This window comes from Pediococcus acidilactici, assembly GCF_016127815.1.
GTDB lineage: Bacteria > Bacillota > Bacilli > Lactobacillales > Lactobacillaceae > Pediococcus > Pediococcus acidilactici.
The window spans coordinates 1,666,416-1,689,557 of record NZ_CP066046.1; the positions used below are offsets into that span (position 1 = coordinate 1,666,416).

Genomic DNA, 23,142 nt, shown 5'->3' on the forward strand with positions numbered 1-23,142 from the left:
TCCTTTTTCTCTTATCAATTATTGAATAGCCCAATTTTTACAAAATAAAAAAGCCCCGGACCGTTTGGTGGTCTGGAGCTCGTAATGAAATAATTTAGTTATGCAGATAAAAAATTCTTACTAACATCGGGCAAATGCTAATAAGAATTTTTAAATTTTTTATTTAAGCGTCAAATCTGCAACCAACGGAACGTGATCTGACGCTGTCGATTTAATAGTATGGATATTAGAAATACTGATATTTTTACTTGTGATGATATTATCAATCGAATTAACGTTCATGGTTGGATCTTCTCCAATAAAGGTATCCCGCCAGATTCCATCTTTACCGTTGGTAATGTTGAAATTCTTCTTGAAAGTTTTCCACTCTGTAGTATTTTGATCAGCATTAAAATCTCCCACCAAAACCTTATAAGGAGTTTTATCCTTCCTCATCGCCTTTGCCAACGCTTTGAACTGCTTTTGCCGAATCTTCGTCGACTCGTAGCTTAAGTGAGTGTTATAAAACGCAATTTTCTTGCCATCTTTTTCAACAACCGAGCGCTGATAGACCCGGGGCTCAACTAATTTTTTACCATATTTGGCAGTTAACTTATTCAAATTTTTCACCGTTGATTTCTTATCTGGATTATATTCACGATAGGCCTTTTTTAGTTTTTGGAGATGTTTCCCAGCCTCACTACTGTATAGCTTTACAGTTTTAGAATCTTTCAGTGGCAAAGCGGATACCGTTGCAATTCCATACCCACCTCCCGCGAAATCAATTGCGTTGCTGTAAAAAATGTTCTTAAAGTAATCATCCTTGAAGTTAGTTAACGTATTATATTTACTTTTACCTGAAAAACGGTGATTTTTATAATTAATCTCTTGAGTACCAGCGATTTCTACTTGATCATTTTCCAACAGGTCTTTTTGTTTATTAGTGTCATTTTTCTTAGGCGCCCTTAAATTATACGTTCCTACCCGGATGGTGGTGTTAGCAGAAATAATATTTTGTCCTAAACTAATTCCACCTAATAATGCTAGTCCCGCGAGTAACAACTTCCACCGTGCTTTTTTCATTGTGCTTCTCCTTTTTAGAAAGCGTTTTCTTTAACCTAAAAGGAATATACCAAGATTGTTAAGGAGAGTCAATTAGCGATTAAGGTATGACCAGAGCTTTTATTTGGCTATTTATTGCAAAATTATCTCCCTAAACTTTCCAGGAGTAAGTTTCTCGCGTGATTTAAAAGTACTAATAAAATAACTATTGGTATTAAATCCCACATTATGTCCAATTTGTTCAACGCTTAAATTGGGTTCTTTTACCAGTAATTCTTTCGATTTTCTAATACGATAGTCTGTTAGCAATTTACGTGGTGAACTATTTAAATGTTCACGGAATATTTCTAAAATATATTGTTGACTATAATTAGTTTGTGCCACAAAATCACGGTTTTTTAAATCTTTTTTGTAATTTTCTTTAATAAAATCAATTATTGGGTTAATAATTTCGATAAACACACGCTGATTTGCGCGATTTCTTATCTGATTCTTTTTAACCAAGGTTAGTAAGCGATATACCATTGCAGATGTTTGATACGAATCCGTAGGCTCTCTTTGGATTTTTTTATAACATTCATCAATAAATTGTCGTAATTCAGAATCGGGGTCTTCTACTTTAACGAAGTTTCTAATATTCAAGGTGGCCAAAATTTCAACAATTAGTTCTCCTCCGAAAGTTAGATATGCTGTAATCCACTTACCTTTGGATGAATGATATGCGTGCGGAACATCCCTATCTATTAAAATTCCTTGCCCTTTATCTAAGGAAAATTCCTTATTATCAATTAAAATTGTTCCCGCTCCTTCTATACACTGTAGCCAATGAACATACGGATAACCTTGATAACGATTAATGTCTTCTTGCTCCCAATAGTTACTTAAACTTTCAATATACAAGGGTAAGGAATAATCAGTTATTCCAAAACTATATCGCATTCTTTAGTTCCTCAGTCTTATTTTAAATAATGTCTTAACAAACTAACGTATTCTGTATAATAGTTGCATTTATCAAATGAGAAATCTTCAATCATGTCACTTAAGTCTTCCCAACTAATATTTTTCAGTAAGGGAATTAATATACTTTCTTGTTGATACCTATAAAGAATCCCTCTAATTCTGAATTGTGATTCATATTCTAGATCTGCGTTGTGATAACCGAACATTTCAGAGATTCCTTCTACAATTTCATTTGCTTGGTTCATTTCTTCATAATGGGTCCATCTTTTGTGTATTTCTTTGACTAAATGCATCCATTTAGAATCTTTATCTGGATGCACTAAGCCCATAAAGCAAGCATCTTTATACGCCCATAAGCACCACGAAACATGTTGTTCTTCAAAAATGTCAATAGTGTCCTTTAATAAATCCATTGAAAACTTGACATTTTCCGGATCAATATCATAACCCGCTTCACCACAAATAAGTGGATAATTAAGATGTTCTGTGGTACTAAGTAATTTTTCTAATCCTTTTGCAAACTCTCTCTTTCGCACTTTATAATCCAAGTCTTTATCCAATAAATTCTGCTTCCATACTGTAGGGTAATAGTGGAAGCTAAGAATAGTTTTATTGTCCTGAACGCTCTCTAGACCTGTAAAGTCCATAGCAAAATGGTTGCTTTCTAAAATAATTGCATGATTTTGATCATACTTTCTTATTGCTTCAGTAGTATTTTTAAAATATTCATTTAGTTGTTTCCAACCTGCCATTGCCGGTTCGTTTAATAAATCATATCCCAGTAAGTAACTGTATTTATCACCAAATCTTTTAGCAATCTCCGTCCAAATGCTAACTAACTGATTACGTAATTGCTTAAATTGCCAAAATTCAGGTACTCCCGTTCTATTATCACTATGCCAATCTGGATTTTGCCCACCCGGTGCAGTGTGCATGTCAAGCATGCAAAAGATTTTATATTTTTCGCAAAAATCCAAAAGTTTTTTAACTTTCAAAAAACCGAAATCATTATACTCAAGTGTATTATCATTCATGAAAAGGCGATGATTAATCGGAACTCTAATGAAATTAATACCTTGTTCCTTCAAAAAAGCAAAATCTTTTTCATTAATGAAAGTATCCACGTATTTATCCAAAAATATTTTTGCCTTTCCAGTGCCATATACTTCATCAATGCTGTTTAAAATCATGCTTTGAGGTCCTGGCAATCCAATCATAAAATGCTCAATATTTAACCAAGTTCCTATTCCCAGCCCTCTTAACTTTAATTCTTTTCCTTTGAAAAAAAGCTGTTTGTTTTTGGTTTCAATAAATTCCATAACTATTCCTCCCAACTGTTAGCTTTAGAAAGGGGCTTAATAATTCCAAACATCAAAACACCCGCTATCACTAATCCCCATCCAAAAAATGCAAATGAATAACCCAAGTCATTAGTATTACCAATTAGCCCCAATACTAAAGGAGTAATAAAAGTACCCACATTACATCCTACAATCATCAATGAAGTAGCTAAATTTAATGATTTTTTTGGAGCAATATCTGGTCCTAAATTAAAAACATATGTAACCACCAGTCCTGATATAGTACTGTCACAAATCACTCCTGCTCCAACTATCCATGGATTAGTAGACATAACAATCATTAGCTGACTTATCCCTGTTAAAATAACCGTTATTGGTAAAAAAGAAAACCTCAATAATTTTAAAAGCTTTCCAAAAAGCAAACCAGTCAGGATACCCCCAAACTGTGCCAGACTAAGTACTACAGCTATTTGTCCTAAAGTCATGTAACCTTTCGTAGTAACTAGTTCCGTAATTCTTGTATACGAAGCGATGATTGGAATCAAATATATTGTGCAAAAAAGCGTCCAAAAAATAACTTTTCCGTTCACTTTTTGACGTTCAGTTTTCTTACTTTGATCATTAATAAATTCATTTTTCATATTATTTGAAGGTTCAGGCACGTATAGTGCAAAGAAAACTGTTAACAAAAACGCTACTCCATAAACCCAAAACGCCGCATGCCAGTTAAAAACCACTAAAAGTTCCCCAGCCATAAAGGTAAATAAACTACTTCCTAATTTTTCACACGATCCTCTGTAGCCCATCATATTGTCTCGCTCTTCACCAGAAAATAACATCCCTATCAAACTAACAGCATAAGAATTAACCAGCCCAAATCCTATTCCTAATAATAATCGCGAAATAAAAAATAAAGCATAGTTAGTTATTAATGCAGGTGTAATTCCAGCAAATCCAGCAATTAATAAACCTAAAATAACCGTCCTCTTTACCCCAATAAGCTTTGCAATCCACGTGCTAATTAAAGTTGCAAAAACTACCGTTATCGAAGGCAACGTTTCTAAAAGTTCAATACTAGCTCTTGGAATATCTGGAAAAGCTTTTAGCCAACTAGGAATTGTTGCTGCAATTGCAGTGCCAGAAGTCAAAATGACAGATATAGATAATAATGATCCCTTCATTAACCGTGAATACTTTTGCTTCGTCGCTTCTATATTTAACGCTTTTTCTTCCATAAGTTTATCCCTTCTTTTTACTAAGAATCAGTACATCAAACGGCCCTAAATTTAAAACGCTTCCAACGTTTTTGCCACCCAGAATATCAAACGATCCTGGTAACGGATTCTTTATAGCCACACTTTTATCTTGGGTATTAATAACAAAGAAATATCGGTGCATACTAGTAATTCGTTCTACCATTTCAACTTGTTCTTTTTTTTCGTTAAAAATGGGTAATCTAACGTTGTCGCAAATGGTATTTACCAAATTTTGTATTCCCTTTCCATCCAAAGAGGCCCCACAGTAATAGCTTCGTCCTTTTCCATAATTATTAACTGTTAAAGTAGAATAATCGCTATAAAAAACTTCATCTGAGTAATGTGCAATTTCTTTAGCCCCTTCTTTAATAACTAAATCACATACGCCGCTTGCTTTCCCGATTGCTTTCCCTTTTTTAATGATTTCTATAGCATCATTAATACTCCTTGTATCTCTTTCATCGATTCGAATACCTAGTACTTCTTTTAAGGGCGCTAGATACCCTCCAACAAATATATTGTCATTTTCATCTACAATTCCTGAAAGATAGGTAGTTAGAAAAGTTCCGCCATTTGCTACATAATGTTTGATATTTTGTGTAAAATTCGAATTCCACATATACATTACAGGGGCTACTACGATTTTATATTGATTTAATTGCGTACTATTTGAAACTATATCTACAGGAATACCATTATCGTAAAAGGGCTTATAAAATTTTTGAACTTCCGATACATAATTAAAATTTGCAACTGGTCCAATTGAATTTTCAATCCCCCAGTAGCTTTTCCAATCAAAAACAATCGCCACTTTTGCTTGGGAACATGTATTTAGCAATTCTTTAGGAAGTTTTTTTAACTCCTCACCTAACTGTTTCGTTTCTCGATAAGTACGAGTTCGATTTTCACTTCCCAGCGTAAGCACTGCACCATGAAACTTCTCTGCTCCGCTTCTAGATTGTTTTAATTGAAAAAAATTAATACTATTAGCGCCGTGGGCAATTGCCTGATAACTTAGCATCCTCATTTCGTTCGGACGCTTAATTTTATTGTAAGAATGCCAACTTTGTTGATTAGGAGTTTGTTCCATTAATATAAATGGCTTCCTTTTTAGACCTCGCATTAGATCATGTTCCATAGCATTCTCACTAGGTTCTGAGTCTGGCTGTGGATAGCTGTCCCAAGAAATAATATCTAATTCAGGTGCCCACTTAAAATAATCAAGATCCTTCTGGCTTCCCATAAAATTAGTAGTTATTGGATGCTTCTTGTCAAGTTTTTTAATGATATTTCTTTCCAATATAAAATTATTTAGTAAACTATCAGTTTGAAACTCTCTATAATCTATTTCTGCTCCACCTAGAACTGATTTCCCATTTGAAAACAAATCTGTTGTCATCATCGGAGGATATATTTCATCCCAATTGTTAATAGTATGACTCCAGAAGTTGCTGTTCCAAGCTTTGTTTAGTTTAGATAAACTATTATATTTTTGCTTAAGCCATTCTCGATATTTTTCCGTACAAATATCGCAATAGCAATATCCTTCGTACTCATTAGAGACATGCCAAGCCACCAAATTTTTTTCATCACTATACCTTTCTGCCAGTTTATAAACTAACTCACCAGCTAACCGGCGAAAAATTGGACTATTAGGGCAAGCGTTGTGCCTTTTACCTTGTACCTGTCTTACTCCATTAACATCTACCCTAGATACTTGTGGATATTTTTTACTAATCCAAAATGGAATTGCGCCAGTTGAAGTTGCAAAAATAATATTAAAATCATTTTTCTTCAAAAGGGATACAATCTTGTCCAGCATCTCAAAATGATACTCTCCTTGCCTTGGCTCTATTATCGACCATGAAAAAACATTAATTGTTGCCGCATTAATATTTGCGGATTTTAGCTTATTTATGTCAGTTTGCCATTCTTCTTCTGGCCATTGTTCTGGATTATAATCACCCCCAAAAATAATTGGCACATTTTCAAACATATCAACATCAACCACCTCTCTGATAAAGAAAACGTTTTCTTGAATTCATTGTATATCCTTATACATTTTTAGTAATTAAACAAAATTCTGTTTAAATAACAGAAAATGAAACTAATTGAAGAAGATTTTATATAGAGCATCCGTTTTTTCACAAAAAAAATCATTGCCAAACCCGTTTAAGGTACGCAATGATTTTTTATTTTTAGTTTCAGTATTGGTAGTGAATCATATCTTGATATTCGTTAAAAAGCTCCCGATTTTTATCATCGCCTCCATCTAAATTTGCTGAATAAAATACTGGCGCATCACCTTTCCCATCATTCACTAGTTGCTGACTAGCTTCTACAATTATTGTGTTGAGGATGCTAGCACCGATTACTGTTGAAGTTGGTCCAACTTTTTGAGGAGCTCCCTTTAATTGGCAAGCTGCATCACCAATATCGCCATGATTATCAATCACTACATCAGACACCTCAAAAAGACGTTTCCCAGAAGAATGCCGGCTAGTTACCGACTTAGAGTATTTAATATTAGTTAAGCCAATAATCTGAACTCCCTTCTGCTTAGCGGCTAATGCGAGATCAATAATAATTGGATTTCGCCCTGAAACAGAGTGTAATATCAAAACATCATCAGGCTTAAAATTAACAGTATTAGCTAATGTTGTTCCATACCCTTCTAGACGTTCCATCTTACTAGTAAATGTAATTGGTTTTCGATCTAGCATCACTTCACGACCAAAGATTGCATTAATTGTTATCATCCCACCAGCACGATAAAACATCTCTTCTGAAAGAATTCCAGCGTGGCTTGCACCAAAACTATATATTGAATTTTTATTTTCGTTTGCTTGTACAATCAATTCAATTGCTTGATTAATATTTTCTTTTTCGCTTGATTCTACTTCGTCTAAAATATTTTTAACTTTATTTATATATTGATACATTTTAAAAACCTCCGATTATCGAAGTAACTAGTTTACTAATAATCGCCCATAATGATAAATCATTACCCCCAAAAATTAATATCCAGTTTTTAATAGTGTCACCCATCATTGCAGCAGAAACACCAACTAATGCAATCATCGCGAATGAAGCTACTGCCGTTCCAATAACGGCTCCTCGAACTCCGCCTTGTCCTTCACCAACGATAGCTGCACCACCACATTCAAAGAAACAAGTAATTACCATCGGTACAACTAATACACCGAACAAATTGGTAGTATTAGCAATTAACACCAAAATAGTTGATGTAATAAATGCTGAAATAAAACCAATAATTACAGCATTCGGTTTGTAGTTAAATAAGATTGGTACATCAAATGCAGGTTTGGCACCGGGCACAAGTTTTTCTGAAATACCCTGAAATGCAGGAATAATTTGGTTAACGAGCAAACGAACTCCGTAAAGCAAAATTAAAAGTCCACCTCCAAATGTTAAGCCCGCGTTCAATGCCACCATAAACAAATTGCCACCTTTAGGGACCAAAGCAGGCGCAATTAGGCCAACTACTATGTCAACTAAGAACATTACCAATCCACCGCTAATAGAAATTTCTCTGAAAAATGATAAACCTTGGGGTACATTAATATTTTCTGTGGAGTGTTCTTTATTACCAACTCGTTTAGCTACAAATCCAGAAATTAGCGATAAAATAGTTGTTGGATGCCCAATTAAGAAAGAGTCATCCCCGGTAGCTGCCCATATATACTTTCGTAAGATCCAAGGGGCAACTGAAAAGTAAAGCGCTGACATAATTGCACTTACAATAATTAATATAGGTCCTCTTAGTCCGCCTTCTACTCCGCCAGCAACAATAACAAATGGTACCCACCATAACATGTGTCCTGTAAGAAAAATAGTTTTTACTGGTGTAAATCTTGCAATAATTAAATGAATGATAAGAGCCAAAAACATTGCCATTCCAACAGCACCGCCATAATCTGCAGTAAATGTCGCATCAGACAATCCTTTAGCCACACTAATACCCATTTTTGCTTGCACAGAGGTGTTAATAGCCGAAACTACTCCGGTAAGCATATTAACTCCCTCAGTTAAAATAACCATCCCGAAGGCTGCCGTAACACTGCCTTTTACAATTTCAGAAATTGGCTTACGTTGCACGATTAAGCCAATCATAGCGATTAGTCCTAATAAAACTGGAGGATCTTGTAATACGTTATTTAAAACAAAATCCATTACAGTTTTCAAAATGTCCATAGTTTAATTTTCCTCCCTTTCTTTTAGATACTCCTTCATTTTTTCCATCACTTCGTTTTTATCCATATAACGTTTAATTGGATATATAGGATTATTTGTTGATTCCTTCAGATCTGGTGCTAATTCTGCACTCGTGAAATATACATCTGCATTAGTGGCCTTTGCGGTAGCAATATCTGTATTAGTCACCTCAGCATCAATACCCAGATCTTTAACTACCTTATCCAAGGTCATTTTTAATACCATTGAACTACCTACACCAAAACCACAAACAGCTAAAATTTTCATTTCTATTCCTCCTTCTCCTTAAATAAAGAAATAATTTTTTCTTTTCTCCCATTTAAAATAATTTGATATGATTCCTCATCCATAAAAACAGACATGATACGTTGTAAACTCTCTAAATGGCTTTTATTATCAATTGCTGCCATTACAAAGAAAATTTTGACTGGCTTACCAGATAAATCCACTGGCCTTTTTACAACCAATAAGCTCATTCCCAATTTATTAACACCAAACCCTGGGCGCGCATGCATTAAAGCAAAATAGTCCGCTAGCACCATATATGGTCCATTCTTTTTTACACTAGCAATCATATTTTCCACATATTCAGTAGTAATTGCTCCTGAATTTAACAATGGTTCGCTTGCTTTTTTTATTGCACCTTGCCAATCATTTACCGAATCAACAACTTGAATATTTTCTTCATTCAAAAAACTGTCAATCAATCTCACTTTGCCTCCATCATTTTATTAATAAACCACTTTTTGTTTTTTATCCCTTTCATAACAAGATTCATAAATGGTTTTAGAATTTGTTTATCTTCGTTACGAATCATCAATAAAGAAATTACATCAACTTTATTATTTCCCCAATCGATCGGCTTATCTAAAATCAGTACTGAAATAGCGCTATGTGCCACCAGTTTAGGATCACCATGCGGAATAGCAAACCCATTTCCTAAATAAGTCGATTGCAACCGCTCACGATTGTGTACAGACTGACAGTATTTATTTCTAGCCTCTTTAGAAGGCCAATTGTTAGTTTTTAATAAATAATCAATTGCTATCGTCTTAGAAGAAACATTCTTAAAGTGAACATGTCCCTTTATGTTTTCTAACGCATAACCAATTTCAGCTGTTTCAGTGCTTGTAATTGAATTACTCATAGTGATTTCAAGATACTGATTCACAATAGTTTTCATATCTTCTAAAGTTAGCATAGGCGATATTTTAGCGACTGGAACTGACATTTTTGGCAAGGAAACTGTCGAAATGATTAAATCGACATCATCTAGGTTTTGTTGCGCTAATTCCGCAGTTGAAACTACTTCAATCATCGTTACACTAGGCAAAATTCGATGCATTTTTGCAGAAATTAAGGAGCTAGTCCCTATTCCATTTGGACACACAAACAATATTCTTTTAATATTTTTAAGCCGTTCAATAGCTGCTTGAAAATGAATAGTTACAAAGGCAACCTCATCGTCTGAAATTGTTAATTTATTAGTACTTCCAAATTCACGCAATGCGTACCATACGACACCGTATAAGCGTGCGTAATTATGTTTAATCTCGTTTAACAGCGGATTAATAACTGTCATCCCCGCTTTCAATCGTAAAACCATTTGATAAAGGTGTAATAGTAAATCTGACTCTAGTTTAGTTTCTTGTGTAAAATCAATTCCTATATCAGCACCAACATTAGCAATTAACTTTTTTACCTCATTTTGAAAATTCTTAGGAATAGAGGCATTTTTCATAAAAATTTTGAAGCCATTACCTAAAACAATATATGACAAGTAACGCAACTCATCTGCAGAAAACTGATATATACCTTCTTTTTCTACTGTAGTTAGTAACTCATAGACCAATGGATATTTTTCAAATTGAAAGAATATATTGCCTAATTGGTTTCTATCATTTTGTTGAAGATGAAAACCTCTGGCACCGCGACTTACTACAATAGACGTTGAAATTACGATGTCATCTAAATAATTTTCTGGAATTTCTAACGACCATTCTTTAGTTTTTCGTTCAAAAGCTTTTTTGATTTTCCGGAATGTATTAGTATCAATAAATTTTTCTATAATCCGATTATTTGAATTAGTTTCCCTCATAAAGTTCGTAACAATTCGCTTTAAAATTTTCTGCTTACTTTGCTCATCTCCTCTTATATACGTCCCTTCATTATCAAAGTCTAGCGGCACATTATCCTTTGAAAGTAATTCCTTAACAAAAGTTATATCGTTTGCAATACTGCTACGCGACACAAAATAAGTGTCAGCTAATTGCTGATAACTCACATGTTCTCCGTCTAGAAGTCTTGCTAATATAAAATATTTTCGTTCTTTACTTGTTGGAATTTCATTTGCACTCAAGTCATCACCTTCAACTTTAATTTTAAGTAACCGCATACATGCGCAGAAGACCAATTATTTAACAGGAAAATAGCAAAAAAACTGAACACCTTTTTATCAAAATGATAATTTTAGACATTGTACATTTAAAAGGATTCCTCGACTATTTTTCAGCTTAGTACTGGCTTTAATATTGTTTTGAGACAAATAAAAAAGACGTCTTTAAGGACGCCTTTTTATTTGTACATAGTAAATATAGATTTATCTCAATAAAATCATTCCCTTACAACAACTGTCCCCTCCAAGGATCCATCCCTTGGTAAAGATCAGCTTTATCAAGCGAGTCAAAGAGTTCATTTTTGTGATGTACTACTTCTTTAGCTGCTTCAATTGCCTTAGGGAACAAATTATTTGGATCCCAGCCATCATCTTCTTTGAGAATTTTACGTGCTTCTTTAAAGAATGCATATTTGTAATCCGATGAAATGTTAACTTTTGAAATACCATTGTGTACGGCATCAGCAATTTGACTATCTGGGTTTGAAGATCCTCCATGCAAAACTAAAGGTATATCAACAACATCCGTAATTTGCTTTAGAATATCGATTCTGATTTTAGGCTCAACATCAGTAGGATAAATTCCATGTGCCGTTCCGATTCCCACCGCGAGGGTATCTACTCCTGTTTCATCTACGAAGCGTTCTGCATCTTCTGGCTTAGTATAGATTCCATTTTGCAAATGTTCTTTAATATGATTTCCAGTTTGTCCGATCGTACCCAATTCTGCTTCTACTGATACTCCAACTAAATGACACATATCAACTGTTTTTCTTGTAATATCAACGTTATTTTGCCATTCTTCTAATGAAGCATCAATCATTACTGAACTAAAACCATTGTGAATCGCTCTTGCTACATTTTCTAAAGTATCACCATGATCCAAATGTAATACAAATGGTATTTTACTATTTCTAATTCGTTGTAATACGTATGCAAAGAAGTCATCTTTTGCATAGGCCATTTCTGTTGGATGTACGGCTATAATTGCTGGAGCATTATCTGCTTCACATTGCTCAACAGCAGATTTTAATAATTCCGCATTAGACACATTGTAAGCTCCTACAGCAAAATTGTTTTTCTTAGCTACTGATAATAATTGATTCATATTAATTAACATAAAATTTTTCCTCCAATTTTTGTTACAAACTTTAAATTTATAAAGTTACTGATGTCTTATTAGTTGAGCCAACAACATCGATATATTCATCAACAGCCTTTTCAGCTTCGGTCATCGTTATCTGCAGTAAATCTACATAGTCCATATATCTATCCTCTTGTTGTACATAGACAGCTTCCGATTGTGCTTTTAAAATGTCTGACCCTACGTTAACTTTATTTATTCCCACTGAAACGGCTTTTGCAATATTGTCTTTTCCGCATCCTGATCCACCATGCATAACGAGCGGAATTCCCGTTGCCTTCTTAATTTCTTTGACGATATCAAAGTTAAACTTTGGAATAAAATCCTTAGGCATCACACCATGGGATGAGCCAAACGATATCGCTAAAGCGGTTACATTTGTTCGCCTAATAAATTTGATTGCTTCCTTTGGATCGGTATACATCTCCTGCTTTGTAAATTGGTCGTTCTTCACGGCTCCCATATTACCGACTTCAGCTTCCACACCAATATTTTTAGGTAGGGCACAGTCCATAATCTCTTTTGTAATTCGAACATTATCTTTAAAATTTCTTTCTGACTGGTCAATCATAACGCCTGTAAATCCATCTACTATGCACTCTTTTACGTAATCTACCGATTTACCATGGTCAAGATTAATTGCTACGTCTACGGTAGCCAGTTTTGCCATCTTCACCACTGAAGGTAATAATATTTCTTTCGCAATATGCTTTTCCATATGTTCTTGCAGTAAATCAATAATGATGGGCGATCGTCTTTTTTCAGCTGCTTTGACCGTTGCACAAGCGCTTTCCAAATTAAAGCAGTTTATAGCTAGTACCGCATATTTTCCTCGATTAGCAGCACTTAGTATATCTTTCATCGAAACGAGCATCACTTTCCTCCATTCAATTAATTTTAATATCGTCTAAGTCAATATTTTCTTCTTCCTCTGCAACAGTTGTCTCAGATTTCTGAGTTTTTATATTCTTCTTGAGAAGAATTAGCAAGCTAGCAGTAACTACTGAACCGATTAACAACGCCAGTATAAATAGCAAAGGTTTATTCATCGCCGGTACAATGAACATCCCACCAGATGGAACAGGACTTTTAATACCCCATGACATTGATAAACCTCCACCAACTGCAGCACCAAAGCTACAACTTAGTATCATTCGAAAAAGATCTACTGCTGCAATGGGGATTACTCCTTCTGTAATCATGACAATTCCCATTGGAAAAGCGATTTTAATATTGTCAATTTCTTGGGTTGTATAAATATTTTTGTGAATAAGCTTAGATAGTACCCATGATAACGTCACTCCAAAAGGAGGAATCATTGATGCCATTACCTTTACTGCTTCTGGTTGTTGAACGCCTTGTAACAGCATCCCATCTGCAAATAGCGATGCAACTTTATTAACCGGTCCTCCAAAATCAAAGGCTGCCATTCCACCTAAGATAAATCCAAAAATGAAGCGTGCTGAGCCTTCCATACTATTAAGAAACTCCGTTAAAGCATTTGTTGCTAGTACAATGGGCTGTCCTACTATATAAAACATTAAGATTGCCATAATTACTGATGAAATTAGTGGTATCACCATCATTGGTTTCAAGCCTTCTGCCCATTTTGGTACTTTTATATATTTCACCAGAAGCAACACAATCCATCCGGCAATAAATCCGCCCAACATTCCGCCTAAAAATCCTGCACCGATTTTATAAGCAATCATTCCACTCAATAAACCTGGAGCAATCCCCGGACGATCAGCAATTGAATAGGCAATTGCTGCCGAAATCACTGGTGCAAGCAATCCCATCCCCAAAACGCCTAGCGTTGTTAAGGCAGATGGAATACCATAACTACCATTAAAATTAGTTAATTCATGTCCTCCAGTTAAATTTCCAATAGCGATTAATAAACCCGAAGCCACCACAAGAGGAAGCATATATGAAATCGCAGTCATTGCATGCTTTTTAAGTTGCAACTTTTTCATAGCTTTATCCTCCGTTAAGGCCTAACTTCTCAACAATTGTTTTCAATAATTTGGTAGGTGCTTTTATTGCTGTATTTGTAGGTACTTCAACAACTTTTTTACCAGTAAACCGTTCTTTTCCGTTAACCTTAATATCCACGGCTAGTAAAACAAAGTCTGCTTCCTTAATATCTGTAGCTGTTAACTCATCTTCCGTACCGATTGTTCCTTGAGTTTCCATGTGAATCTCATATCCTAATTTTTGAGCTGCCTTTACTATTTTTTCTCTAGCAATGTAAGTGTGGGCAATTCCCGACGTACATGCTGCTACACCAACAATTTTCATTAACTATCCATCCCCTTCCTTTGAATTTTTTAGTAATTTCAAAAGATCGTCTTTAGTTTCTGCGTTGTGTAAATCATTAATAAAATCATCGTCTGATAAGAATCTGGCGACATTTTGGAGCAACTTAATATGAACAGTGCTTGCATCAGTATCCCGAACTGCGAACAGGATCACCACTCGGATAGGCGTTTCATCTAACGTTTCCCATGGAATATCATGTTCACTTTTACCAATCGCAATCGTGGTATTAATAACTGACTTCGACTTACCATGGGGAATAGCAACTCCTTGTCCAAGTCCAGTAATTCCTTCCTTTTCACGTAATAAGACGTCTTCTACAAATACTTCTAAATCATTTATATTTCCCTGTTCATATAATCTTTTCGATAATTCTCTTATTACCCCCTCTTTCGTATTTGATTTCAAATTCATTTCAATTAATTTTTCATCAATCACTTGGTTTAAAATTGTCTTTTCCATTTTTCTGGCTTAACCTTTCAATTAACTTTTCAACTCTTATTTTGTCCGTTTTCGTAAACATTGCATTCACTAATACAATTGGTTTATCAATAACCTTTTCGTTGGTTGCAATTGTAGTTAAAATCAAATCCACTTTACGATTCCACTTTTCTTTATTTTTCTCGTACATTCTAAAAGAAATCACATCTTCAATAACCAAATTAGGAAGCTCTTTTTCTATTTTTACTTTCAACAGCTCAGAAGTGCCTATACCACTGGAACACATTATTAGCGCCTTCATATTATGTCCGTGTTGCTCAATAAATTTTGCAATGTATATAGCAACAAAACCAATTTCATCATCAGAAACGTTGCTACTATAGTATTCTCGGAATATTTTTTTCATTACCATCTCGGTAGCTTGAAAAATATTTGGATATTCCAATTTAATATCTTCTAAAATAGGATTTTTAATCTCTATACCATTTATAATTCGCTTAAACATTGGCTCTACATGAAGCGATAAATCTTCCTCAATGCCATCTCCTTGAATGGTTATCTTTAAAATTTCAGAAATGTTTTTAAGAAGTAGCCTAGTTAAATTAATGAACTTTAATTCTTTATCTTTAGATTCGGAGATTAACCTTGCAGAATTCAAATATTGAAAAATGTAATATTTTTCAATCGGAGGCATTTTTACACTAATATAATCTTCCAAAGTATCAACAATGTGCCCAGCTACTGCCGATAACTTTTGGTTGTTTTCTAGCATTTCTTTTTCTACGGTGCTAATTGGTTCTCCAAATTCAAACTTTATATTTTTACTTTTATATCGTTTGATTAAAATACATAAATGATAGAAAAGATTCACGTTATACGGGAAAGAAATCGGAGACTGCAGTTTATGTTCGATATAATCCATTTGTCCAACAACGAAATCCCGATCTCGTTTAGCTAAATTTGGTATTTCTGTCCCAATTGAACTATAATCATCCACCTCCCATTTATTAACTAGTCGAATTATTAATTTTCGGATTGTCGATTCGTTTCCCTGTACCCTTAGCGTTCGGTCTCTGTTAATCAACAGCACTCCTTTTTTATTTAGCTGTTGCTTTAATATCGCTATATCAGTACTAATAACAGATTCACTAATATAAAAGTTTTCAAATAATGTGTTAATTCCAATTTTTTCCGGCGATTTAAACAGCAGTTTTAATAAAACTTCTTTTCTTCGTTCTATAGGAGAATACGCTTTAAAATTTTTCAATATATGCGCATTTCTTAAAAATGCTTCGTAATTAAGTTTGTATCCGCGTCCTTTCTTAGAACGTACTAATTCTCCTCCCGTATTTGAGTTTATTCTTTTAATCATTCTAATTATCGATCGATTTGATACATGAAGTAACGAAGCAAGTTGGTTTGATGTCACATATGCGTCACTTTTAGCTAGCGAATAAATTATTTGTGTTTCTTTTTTATCCACCCGTTTCACCTTCTTCATGGCCACAACCATATTATTTCATTTGGAACATGTCCGTGCTTATTACTAACTGTCACCTGTAGATGACAATTTATGATATATAAAAAGACTTCAAAGCGTCACCGCCTTGAAGTCTCTGAATCTAAGAGTTCATCACTATTATTTGTTTAGAATATCTTTTAGGTTCACTTTTTCATTTTGTGGCATAATTTGGATAAATGCGTCTACGCCTTTTTCAATTAAACGCTTAAAGGATTCATTTTCTTCTGCATTAGTTGAAATAGTATGATAAAGTCGTTCACGCCCCTCCTTGGCTCCCATACCACCTAAATCAATTTCATCAATGTTAATGCCGTTATCAACCATATATTCTAGCGTTTGGGGAGTTTTAGCCAAAATAATTGTGGGTGCTTCTAATGGTTCTGAGAAAAAAGTTACCGCGTCTTCTTTAGAAAAGATTCCAATTGCAATATTATCAGGTACCGCATTTTCTAAAACATTAATCATAAAGTCATCCTTGGCTACTCCATCATCAACAATTACTACTTGATCCGCACCTTTGTTCTTAATCCATGCAGTCATTACTTGCCCATGAATTAACCGATCATCAATTCTTGTTAATACTAAGTTTTCCATGTTTTCTTCCTCCTTGTTTAAAATTCAAATTTACATTTTCAATATTTGTGGACTCTGAACTTGTAGCTAACGTCGCTAACTCATCTAATGATGTTTCGGCAGTTCTCGTCGTGACTAAGGTAATCACCATTGGTACGTTCATTCCGGTAATCAACTTCATTTTAAATTTTTGACTTAAATATGCTGCTGAATTGTATGGCGTTCCACCCTTTAAATCGCAGAGCACTAAAACTCCATTAGTTGCATCGTAATTTTCAGATAAACTTTCTTGTAACCGATTTCGAAACTCCTCAGGATTCTCTCCACGCTCTAAAGATAGAGATGTAATGCCTTCTTGAGGTCCAGCAATCATTTCAATGCTTTCTAAAAGTCCTTTACTAAATGGTCCATGACTAATTAAAAATATTTTTACCATAATTTCCTCACTTAACTACTCCTAAAAGATTTAGGTATGAAAGAGCAATACCAATTATAAAAATTCCAAGAATTATCCACGTTGGGTTAACTTTTTTGGCAACCAATCGCCAAACGATTAAAGTAATTGCTAACGGTATTAATCCCGGAGCCAGCGTATTCAAAATCTCTTGTAACTTCATCGTGCTTTTTCCGATTGACCAAACTAACGGAGTATCCACCGTTATCCGGGTTGCTGCCATAGTCCCCACTACCATTAAACCTACAATACTGAAAGCATTTGTAACCTTATCGATGATTCCATTCTTCAAAATGGTAATTACAGAGCTTTTCCCTTTCTTATAGCCAAACATAAACATCAGGTAACCAATCGTGTAAATAATTGCTTCAAAAACTACCGTAAAGAAGACCGGGCCAATAAAGTTATGATCCAAAGCCATTGTTGCACCAATACTAGCTAAAATCGGAAAAATAATTCCTTGTTGGACTGTATCACCAATCCCTGCCGCTGGTCCCATTAGTCCAGTTCTAACGCCGTTGATATCCTCTGCGCTAACGTTTTGTCCATTTGCTCGAGCTTCTTCCATTGATAAAGCCACTCCGTGAATAATTGGGCCAACCATGTGTGGTTCTGTATTAAAAAACACCATGTACTTTTTCAATTCTTCTGCTTGCTTTTGAGGATCACTGTAAAGTTTTCGAATCGGATACAACATCATGTTAGTAAGTCCTAAAGCTTGCAAACGTTCATAATTATAAGCAGCTTCATCTGATTGTTGCCATAACCACGTCTTGATCAAATCCCGTTTATTCAATTGAACTTTGTAATCGTCAGTAGTAATCACACCTGCGTTATCCGTGGAGTTAGCAGCTGGTTGAACTGCTTCAGTAGCTCCTTTTCGATTATTCAACGTCAAGCGTTTTACCTTCTTTTCTTTAGGGCTATCTTCCTTCTTTTTTGCTGTTTGACTAACAAAAATCAAAAAGGCAATTGCTGCTGAAAAGATTGCTACTGCCGTTGTATCAAGTTTTAGATAAACTGCTAGGAAAAATCCAATAAAGAAATATGCATTTAAACTCTTCTTCCCTAAATAGCTTAATAGCATTGCGATTCCAAGTGCCGGCATTAGACCACCAACAACTTCTAAAGCTGTGGTTAAGCTTTCAGGAATCGCATTGATTAGTGCTGTCGCCCAGCCTTTACCAAACAATACCAAGCAAAATGCTGGCAATCCATATACCAATAAAGACACAATAAATGATGGAACAAAATTTAAAAATCGAATTTGATTTACGTTACCTTCGGCCAGTGCTTTATCTGCTCTATGTACCCAAAATGAGTTTAGCGTTTGATAAATTTGGACCATTAGTAACCCTAGTAAGCTAAACGGAATTGCAAACGTAACTGCCAACTTTGGGCTAGCACTAGATAAAATTGTTAGCGCCGTCCCATATATACCAGCTACCATAGTGTTGCTAGGCATCACACCCCCGGCGTTAATCCATCCTAGATATACTAATTGAATATTTGCTCCTGCTAGCATCCCTAACATAGGGTGGCCCATAAATATTCCAACTAAAATACCAGTAGTTAGCGGATACGTCATGCATCGCGTAATGGGTGCAAAAAACCACCATTGCGAAATTGTCGCAAGAATTGCAACTAAAATAGCGGACAAGATCATATTTGTTTTCCTCCTTTAGTCCAGCTTAAATAATTGAAAATCCCAAATCTTTTACATCGTTATTAAAACCTTGAACAGTTTCTAAGGATAATTTCTTTAAGTCTTTTCCTACCATGCCTAATTTTTTTAATACAGGAGTTGTCACCGTAATGATATCTACTCCTAAATCAGCTGCTTGTTTAATGTTTAGTACTTCTCGACAACTAGCCCACAATAGCTTAGTGTTTCCTTTGCTTTCTTTAACCACTTGTACAGACTCTTTCATTAAATTTGTTGGATCAACGCCTGTATCAGCGACTCTCCCAGCGAAGACGGAAACAATGTTTGTAGTATTTTCACTAAATGCGGGAACTACTTCTTTAACTTGATCTATTGTTAAGATAGCGGTAACGTTGATTGAAACACCCTGCTCTGACAGCTCTTTAATTAGAGGAACTGATGATTCACCCTTGGTATTGGTAATCGGAATTTTCACAAAAACATTTTTTCCTAATTCCGCTAATTTAAGCGCTTCCATTTTCATGGTTTTAAAATCGTCAGAAAATACTTCAAATGATATTGGAAGATCACCAACTGTACTCATAACTTTTCTGGCAAACTTCATGTAATCAGTTATTCCAGCTTTTTTCATCAAACTAGGATTAGTGGTAAATCCCTTAACGTTTAATCGTTCTTTAGCTTCTACCATATCGTCTACAACTGCACCATCTGCGTAAATATCAATATCAAATAAGTCCATAATTTTACTCCTCAACTTGGGGATACCGTTCCCCCTAAAAAGATTTTTAAATAAGTGATATTATTATACGTATAATATTGTTTAATTAAGGTTACCGGTAACCTTAATTTCAGGATAAGTGTAACAGCCATCTATAATGTTTGTCAATATTTTTTTGGAGGTATTTTATAACCATGAAAAATAAAGTGTCCATTCAAGACATTGCTAACCGAGCTGGGGTTTCTAAAACTACCGTTTCCAAGGTCATTAATAATACTGGTAACATTAGCATTGCTACCAGAAATAAAATTCATGCCATAATGGACGAGCTAGATTATCAGCCCAATCGGCTTGCTTCCACGTTAAAAACCGGACATACAAAATTAATCGGAATTTTAGTGCCTGATATAAGAAATGAATTCTATTCAAAAATAGTTAAAAAATGTGAAGGACTTTTATTTAAAGCGGGATACACAACCATTATTTGTAATACCGAGCGGGATTATTTTCAGGAAGAAAATTATCTAAAAGTTCTAAAAGAATTGATGGTAGAGGGAATAATTATCATTTCAGCTACTGACAGCATTAACGCTGATTTAGCCAGCCAAAATAAAAATATTGTCTACATCGATCGAGCTCCTCAATCTGATAACGAAAACATCATTAAATCTGATCACTATGCGGGAGCACAAAAAGCCACCAATGAAATCATCACAGATGGACGAGATCCCTATTTGATTTTGTCAAAAACAAATTACTCACCAACTAGAGAGCGGACTCACGGTTTTATCGACACCCTTAAAAAGAAAACTAATATTAAAAATCCCGAAAAGCATGTTTTTAGGTTGAATGTGTCTTCAAATCAATATTTAGAAGAAAATACATTGTTGGAAGAATTCTTAATCGAACATTCTTCTGACCCACAACCCTTAGGAATCTTCGCAATTAATGATTACATTGCTTTTATGGTTGTTAAAGCAGCTGCTAAATTACACATTGCAGTCCCCCAAAAACTTAGCGTAATTGGTTTCGATGACGCTTCAATCGCCAATATTGCAACGCCAACCATAACAACTATCCACCAAAACACAACATTACTAGCTGAACAAGCTGTTGACATTCTATTACAAAACATAGGGCAAAGTACTCCCACAGAGCCGCAAAAAATCATTGCCCCGATTGCAATGGTTTATCGTGAATCTTTTTTAAAAAATTAAAATCCGACAAAATAAGAGGTTGAAATTCAAATTAGAATTCAACCTCTTATTAATTAGTAATTTATCAACCTATAAATTTGAAATATTTTACATTAATTTTGTATTTCCTGATTTTGAGCTGCTAGCAATGCTTTTCTTAATTCATCATCAACGGCATAAATATAAAGCCCGTTAACTCCCCTAGTTAACAACACATTTAGCTCGTTAGGTAATAGCTGATTATATACCTTCACTTTGCTTCCATCACTTAACGTGCGATTTGATACCGCATTTTTATTCGCACTAGCACTAGGATCGTAAACGATTTTACCATCACGATATTTGACTGACGGACCAATAATTACACCACTGTAATTCAAGTCGAACCCTTGGATTGTGTAGGTAGACCCTACTTCATTAATTGTTTCTGGTCGTTCAGCCCAGGATAAATTCTTATCTTTGCTTTTGGTTTGTAGATTCCACGGCAAGCTAAAATCTTCTACCGTTACTTGATATAAATCGTGATTTTTGTCCCGTTTTTCTTTAAATTCCCAGTCAAACGTAGCCAACATTCGGGAAAGCCCCTTACTTTGGTCTCGATTTTTTTCTTTGATTGCCTTATACATTTCACCTGGGCTCTTAAAGATTTTCAGTTCGTAATCTTTATCATCCTTTGGTAAATTAGTTATTCTATTTCCATAGACTAACATTTTAATCCATTTCACAGTATCTTTTGCTGCGTTCATTCTCAATTGATTACTTAATTTAATTAAATGGCCATTCTTCTTAGCCCGGTTCTCTAATTTTTTTAACGTTTGCCCTTCAATATATTGTTGAGTTCTAAGCATTTGATGCGGATCTAAAACTGCTATAGTAATTTTAGCACGATCCATAATATCGTTAAGCTGGTTTTTCCCTTGATAAGACTGCTTTCCTTGCGTCCACAAAAGATGAGCTTCGTCAATTAAAGCAATATCCGCCTTGTCTGTAAAATTATTGATAAACTTTGTAGGCTTCATTACTTTTTCATCAAACTTCTTTTGGATACCTAGTTTTTTAGCGATATTGTTATAGACCTTCACTTGCTGATCATGATTCACTAACATGTAGGCACTTTTCCCTTTAAATTCTTCATCTTGTCCACTAAGCAAATAAAATAATGAACTTAGTAACACTGTTTTCCCTGAACCTGCTGACCCTTCCACTAGAATTAACTGATTCTCTTTTTCTTCGTTAAGCGCTTGCTTTATATGATCCAGAATAGTGATTTCAGCATTCATTTGCTCTTCTGTCAACTTGTGAAAAGGGGAAGCTTTAAATAGCGCATTTTCTTCAATTACCTTCTCAACCGGAAATAATTGATTGTTTTCTCTATGTAACTGACGCCATATTTTTGAAAAAATAGCGTTCATCTCTTCTACAGGAAAATATTTATACTGCGGGTTAGCCCGCTTGTTGGATAAATTTTTAACGGCTTTACTACCAGTCATGTAGAGCATTAACTTGTTTTCTATATCCAGTGTTAATGATTTATTGAAATGTTCATGTCCAACCACAAACATTTTGGATCTTTTAGCATAGCGCATCTCTTGAAAATGTTCTCTTGTTCGCTGCTTAATATTATTCGTCTCTCCAACATAAACGCTATAACTATCTTTGTTTTCTGCATAAATAATGTAAACAGTTGGGTAGTCTAATAAAAGCTGTTCATTTCTTTCATCTAACAATCGTAACCCGTTTTTATTAAATGAAATTTTTTCTACAACTGGATCATTTACGTTAGCCATTTTTACACCTGCAATTAATTTTTACTAATTGTATTATACATTTTCTTTTAAACAGGTGGGCTTAACATCTAAAATTCGCAAATTCTCCCCACAAAAAAACGCCCACCCCAAGGCAGACGCTAAAATAAAGCCC

At 34.7% G+C, this 23,142-nt stretch carries 22 protein-coding genes; 1 reads left to right on the forward strand and 21 read right to left on the reverse strand.

Features of this window, described 5'->3' with window-relative positions:
• Window positions 1-159 precede the first annotated feature (159 nt).
• The 20 genes from I6H64_RS08195 to I6H64_RS08290 form a co-directional block, all read right to left on the reverse strand.
• Window positions 160-1,062 carry an endonuclease/exonuclease/phosphatase family protein gene (locus I6H64_RS08195; protein WP_008841702.1) on the reverse strand — a complete coding sequence of 301 codons (903 nt, stop codon included), beginning with the start codon at window positions 1,060-1,062 and terminating at the stop codon, window positions 160-162.
• Between the two features lie 111 nt (window positions 1,063-1,173).
• A complete protein-coding gene (locus I6H64_RS08200) occupies window positions 1,174-1,980 on the reverse strand; it encodes a helix-turn-helix domain-containing protein (RefSeq protein WP_008841703.1) in 807 nt (268 codons plus the stop codon).
• Between the two features lie 17 nt (window positions 1,981-1,997).
• Window positions 1,998-3,320: a glycoside hydrolase family 5 protein gene (locus I6H64_RS08205; RefSeq protein ID WP_008841704.1), complete on the reverse strand. Its 1,323-nt coding sequence runs from the start codon at window positions 3,318-3,320 to the stop codon at window positions 1,998-2,000.
• A gap of 2 nt (window positions 3,321-3,322) precedes the next feature.
• Window positions 3,323-4,537 (reverse strand): MFS transporter, encoded by a 1,215-nt coding sequence (locus I6H64_RS08210; protein WP_008841705.1) that lies wholly within the window; start codon window positions 4,535-4,537, stop codon window positions 3,323-3,325.
• Between the two features lie 4 nt (window positions 4,538-4,541).
• Complete coding sequence (locus I6H64_RS08215) at window positions 4,542-6,569, reverse strand: beta-galactosidase (protein ID WP_008841706.1); 2,028 nt, start codon at window positions 6,567-6,569, stop codon at window positions 4,542-4,544.
• A 193-nt stretch (window positions 6,570-6,762) separates the two neighbouring features.
• The gene (locus I6H64_RS08220; protein WP_008841707.1) at window positions 6,763-7,500 is read right to left on the reverse strand and encodes an SIS domain-containing protein; all 738 of its coding nucleotides are present in this window, start codon (window positions 7,498-7,500) and stop codon (window positions 6,763-6,765) included.
• 1 nt (window position 7,501) lies between these two features.
• Window positions 7,502-8,752: a PTS ascorbate transporter subunit IIC gene (locus tag I6H64_RS08225; RefSeq protein ID WP_036685455.1), complete on the reverse strand. Its 1,251-nt coding sequence runs from the start codon at window positions 8,750-8,752 to the stop codon at window positions 7,502-7,504.
• A 24-nt stretch (window positions 8,753-8,776) separates the two neighbouring features.
• Window positions 8,777-9,061, reverse strand: coding sequence for a PTS sugar transporter subunit IIB (locus I6H64_RS08230; protein WP_008841709.1), 285 nt, complete (start codon window positions 9,059-9,061; stop codon window positions 8,777-8,779).
• A 2-nt stretch (window positions 9,062-9,063) separates the two neighbouring features.
• A complete protein-coding gene (locus tag I6H64_RS08235; protein WP_008841710.1) occupies window positions 9,064-9,501 on the reverse strand; it encodes a PTS sugar transporter subunit IIA in 438 nt (145 codons plus the stop codon).
• A gap of 2 nt (window positions 9,502-9,503) precedes the next feature.
• The gene (locus I6H64_RS08240; RefSeq protein WP_008841711.1) at window positions 9,504-11,189 is read right to left on the reverse strand and encodes a BglG family transcription antiterminator; all 1,686 of its coding nucleotides are present in this window, start codon (window positions 11,187-11,189) and stop codon (window positions 9,504-9,506) included.
• Between the two features lie 226 nt (window positions 11,190-11,415).
• Window positions 11,416-12,309 carry a ketose-bisphosphate aldolase gene (locus I6H64_RS08245; RefSeq protein WP_008841712.1) on the reverse strand — a complete coding sequence of 298 codons (894 nt, stop codon included), beginning with the start codon at window positions 12,307-12,309 and terminating at the stop codon, window positions 11,416-11,418.
• Window positions 12,310-12,346: 37 nt separating this feature from the next.
• Window positions 12,347-13,207, reverse strand: a complete 861-nt coding sequence (locus tag I6H64_RS08250) for a class II fructose-bisphosphate aldolase (protein ID WP_008841713.1) — start codon at window positions 13,205-13,207, stop codon at window positions 12,347-12,349.
• A 13-nt stretch (window positions 13,208-13,220) separates the two neighbouring features.
• Window positions 13,221-14,309 (reverse strand): PTS fructose transporter subunit IIC, encoded by a 1,089-nt coding sequence (locus I6H64_RS08255; RefSeq protein ID WP_008841714.1) that lies wholly within the window; start codon window positions 14,307-14,309, stop codon window positions 13,221-13,223.
• 4 nt (window positions 14,310-14,313) lie between these two features.
• The gene (locus I6H64_RS08260) at window positions 14,314-14,634 is read right to left on the reverse strand and encodes a PTS fructose transporter subunit IIB (protein WP_002830620.1); all 321 of its coding nucleotides are present in this window, start codon (window positions 14,632-14,634) and stop codon (window positions 14,314-14,316) included.
• Window positions 14,635-14,637: 3 nt separating this feature from the next.
• Window positions 14,638-15,114, reverse strand: coding sequence for a PTS sugar transporter subunit IIA (locus I6H64_RS08265; protein ID WP_008841715.1), 477 nt, complete (start codon window positions 15,112-15,114; stop codon window positions 14,638-14,640).
• Window positions 15,083-16,576, reverse strand: a complete 1,494-nt coding sequence (locus I6H64_RS08270; RefSeq protein WP_232623496.1) for a BglG family transcription antiterminator — start codon at window positions 16,574-16,576, stop codon at window positions 15,083-15,085. The genes I6H64_RS08265 and I6H64_RS08270 overlap by 32 nt, the downstream gene beginning before the upstream one ends.
• A gap of 156 nt (window positions 16,577-16,732) precedes the next feature.
• Window positions 16,733-17,209 (reverse strand): PTS sugar transporter subunit IIB, encoded by a 477-nt coding sequence (locus I6H64_RS08275; protein WP_004166505.1) that lies wholly within the window; start codon window positions 17,207-17,209, stop codon window positions 16,733-16,735.
• Window positions 17,181-17,624: a PTS sugar transporter subunit IIA gene (locus I6H64_RS08280; RefSeq protein WP_008841717.1), complete on the reverse strand. Its 444-nt coding sequence runs from the start codon at window positions 17,622-17,624 to the stop codon at window positions 17,181-17,183. Before I6H64_RS08280 ends, I6H64_RS08275 begins: the two co-directional genes overlap by 29 nt.
• A 7-nt stretch (window positions 17,625-17,631) precedes the next feature.
• A complete protein-coding gene (locus tag I6H64_RS08285) occupies window positions 17,632-19,308 on the reverse strand; it encodes a PTS system mannose/fructose/sorbose family transporter subunit IID (protein WP_008841718.1) in 1,677 nt (558 codons plus the stop codon).
• 25 nt (window positions 19,309-19,333) lie between these two features.
• Complete coding sequence (locus tag I6H64_RS08290; protein WP_008841719.1) at window positions 19,334-20,047, reverse strand: transaldolase; 714 nt, start codon at window positions 20,045-20,047, stop codon at window positions 19,334-19,336.
• A gap of 173 nt (window positions 20,048-20,220) precedes the next feature.
• Between I6H64_RS08290 and I6H64_RS08295 the strand changes: the two genes are divergently transcribed.
• Window positions 20,221-21,243 (forward strand): LacI family DNA-binding transcriptional regulator, encoded by a 1,023-nt coding sequence (locus I6H64_RS08295; RefSeq protein WP_002830626.1) that lies wholly within the window; start codon window positions 20,221-20,223, stop codon window positions 21,241-21,243.
• A 92-nt stretch (window positions 21,244-21,335) separates the two neighbouring features.
• Here I6H64_RS08295 and I6H64_RS08300 read toward each other — a convergent pair whose 3' ends face one another.
• The gene (locus I6H64_RS08300) at window positions 21,336-23,009 is read right to left on the reverse strand and encodes a DUF2075 domain-containing protein (protein ID WP_008841720.1); all 1,674 of its coding nucleotides are present in this window, start codon (window positions 23,007-23,009) and stop codon (window positions 21,336-21,338) included.
• Window positions 23,010-23,142 lie beyond the last annotated feature (133 nt).

Excerpts from the sequence above, each read along its gene's own strand:
- I6H64_RS08195 (WP_008841702.1), bottom strand. The coding sequence starts at position 1,062 with ATGAAAAAAGCACGGTGGAAGTTGTTACTCGCGGGACTAGCATTATTA.
- I6H64_RS08200 (WP_008841703.1), bottom strand. The coding sequence starts at position 1,980 with ATGCGATATAGTTTTGGAATAACTGATTATTCCTTACCCTTGTATATT.
- I6H64_RS08205 (WP_008841704.1), bottom strand. The coding sequence starts at position 3,320 with ATGGAATTTATTGAAACCAAAAACAAACAGCTTTTTTTCAAAGGAAAA.
- I6H64_RS08210 (WP_008841705.1), bottom strand. The coding sequence starts at position 4,537 with ATGGAAGAAAAAGCGTTAAATATAGAAGCGACGAAGCAAAAGTATTCA.
- I6H64_RS08220 (WP_008841707.1), bottom strand. The coding sequence starts at position 7,500 with ATGTATCAATATATAAATAAAGTTAAAAATATTTTAGACGAAGTAGAA.
- I6H64_RS08225 (WP_036685455.1), bottom strand. The coding sequence starts at position 8,752 with ATGGATTTTGTTTTAAATAACGTATTACAAGATCCTCCAGTTTTATTA.
- I6H64_RS08230 (WP_008841709.1), bottom strand. The coding sequence starts at position 9,061 with ATGAAAATTTTAGCTGTTTGTGGTTTTGGTGTAGGTAGTTCAATGGTA.
- I6H64_RS08240 (WP_008841711.1), bottom strand. The coding sequence starts at position 11,189 with ATGCGGTTACTTAAAATTAAAGTTGAAGGTGATGACTTGAGTGCAAAT.
- I6H64_RS08245 (WP_008841712.1), bottom strand. The coding sequence starts at position 12,309 with ATGTTAATTAATATGAATCAATTATTATCAGTAGCTAAGAAAAACAAT.
- I6H64_RS08250 (WP_008841713.1), bottom strand. The coding sequence starts at position 13,207 with ATGCTCGTTTCGATGAAAGATATACTAAGTGCTGCTAATCGAGGAAAA.
- I6H64_RS08255 (WP_008841714.1), bottom strand. The coding sequence starts at position 14,309 with ATGAAAAAGTTGCAACTTAAAAAGCATGCAATGACTGCGATTTCATAT.
- I6H64_RS08260 (WP_002830620.1), bottom strand. The coding sequence starts at position 14,634 with ATGAAAATTGTTGGTGTAGCAGCATGTACGTCGGGAATTGCCCACACT.
- I6H64_RS08265 (WP_008841715.1), bottom strand. The coding sequence starts at position 15,114 with ATGGAAAAGACAATTTTAAACCAAGTGATTGATGAAAAATTAATTGAA.
- I6H64_RS08275 (WP_004166505.1), bottom strand. The coding sequence starts at position 17,209 with ATGGAAAACTTAGTATTAACAAGAATTGATGATCGGTTAATTCATGGG.
- I6H64_RS08280 (WP_008841717.1), bottom strand. The coding sequence starts at position 17,624 with ATGGTAAAAATATTTTTAATTAGTCATGGACCATTTAGTAAAGGACTT.
- I6H64_RS08285 (WP_008841718.1), bottom strand. The coding sequence starts at position 19,308 with ATGATCTTGTCCGCTATTTTAGTTGCAATTCTTGCGACAATTTCGCAA.
- I6H64_RS08290 (WP_008841719.1), bottom strand. The coding sequence starts at position 20,047 with ATGGACTTATTTGATATTGATATTTACGCAGATGGTGCAGTTGTAGAC.
- I6H64_RS08295 (WP_002830626.1), top strand. The coding sequence starts at position 20,221 with ATGAAAAATAAAGTGTCCATTCAAGACATTGCTAACCGAGCTGGGGTT.
- I6H64_RS08300 (WP_008841720.1), bottom strand. The coding sequence starts at position 23,009 with ATGGCTAACGTAAATGATCCAGTTGTAGAAAAAATTTCATTTAATAAA.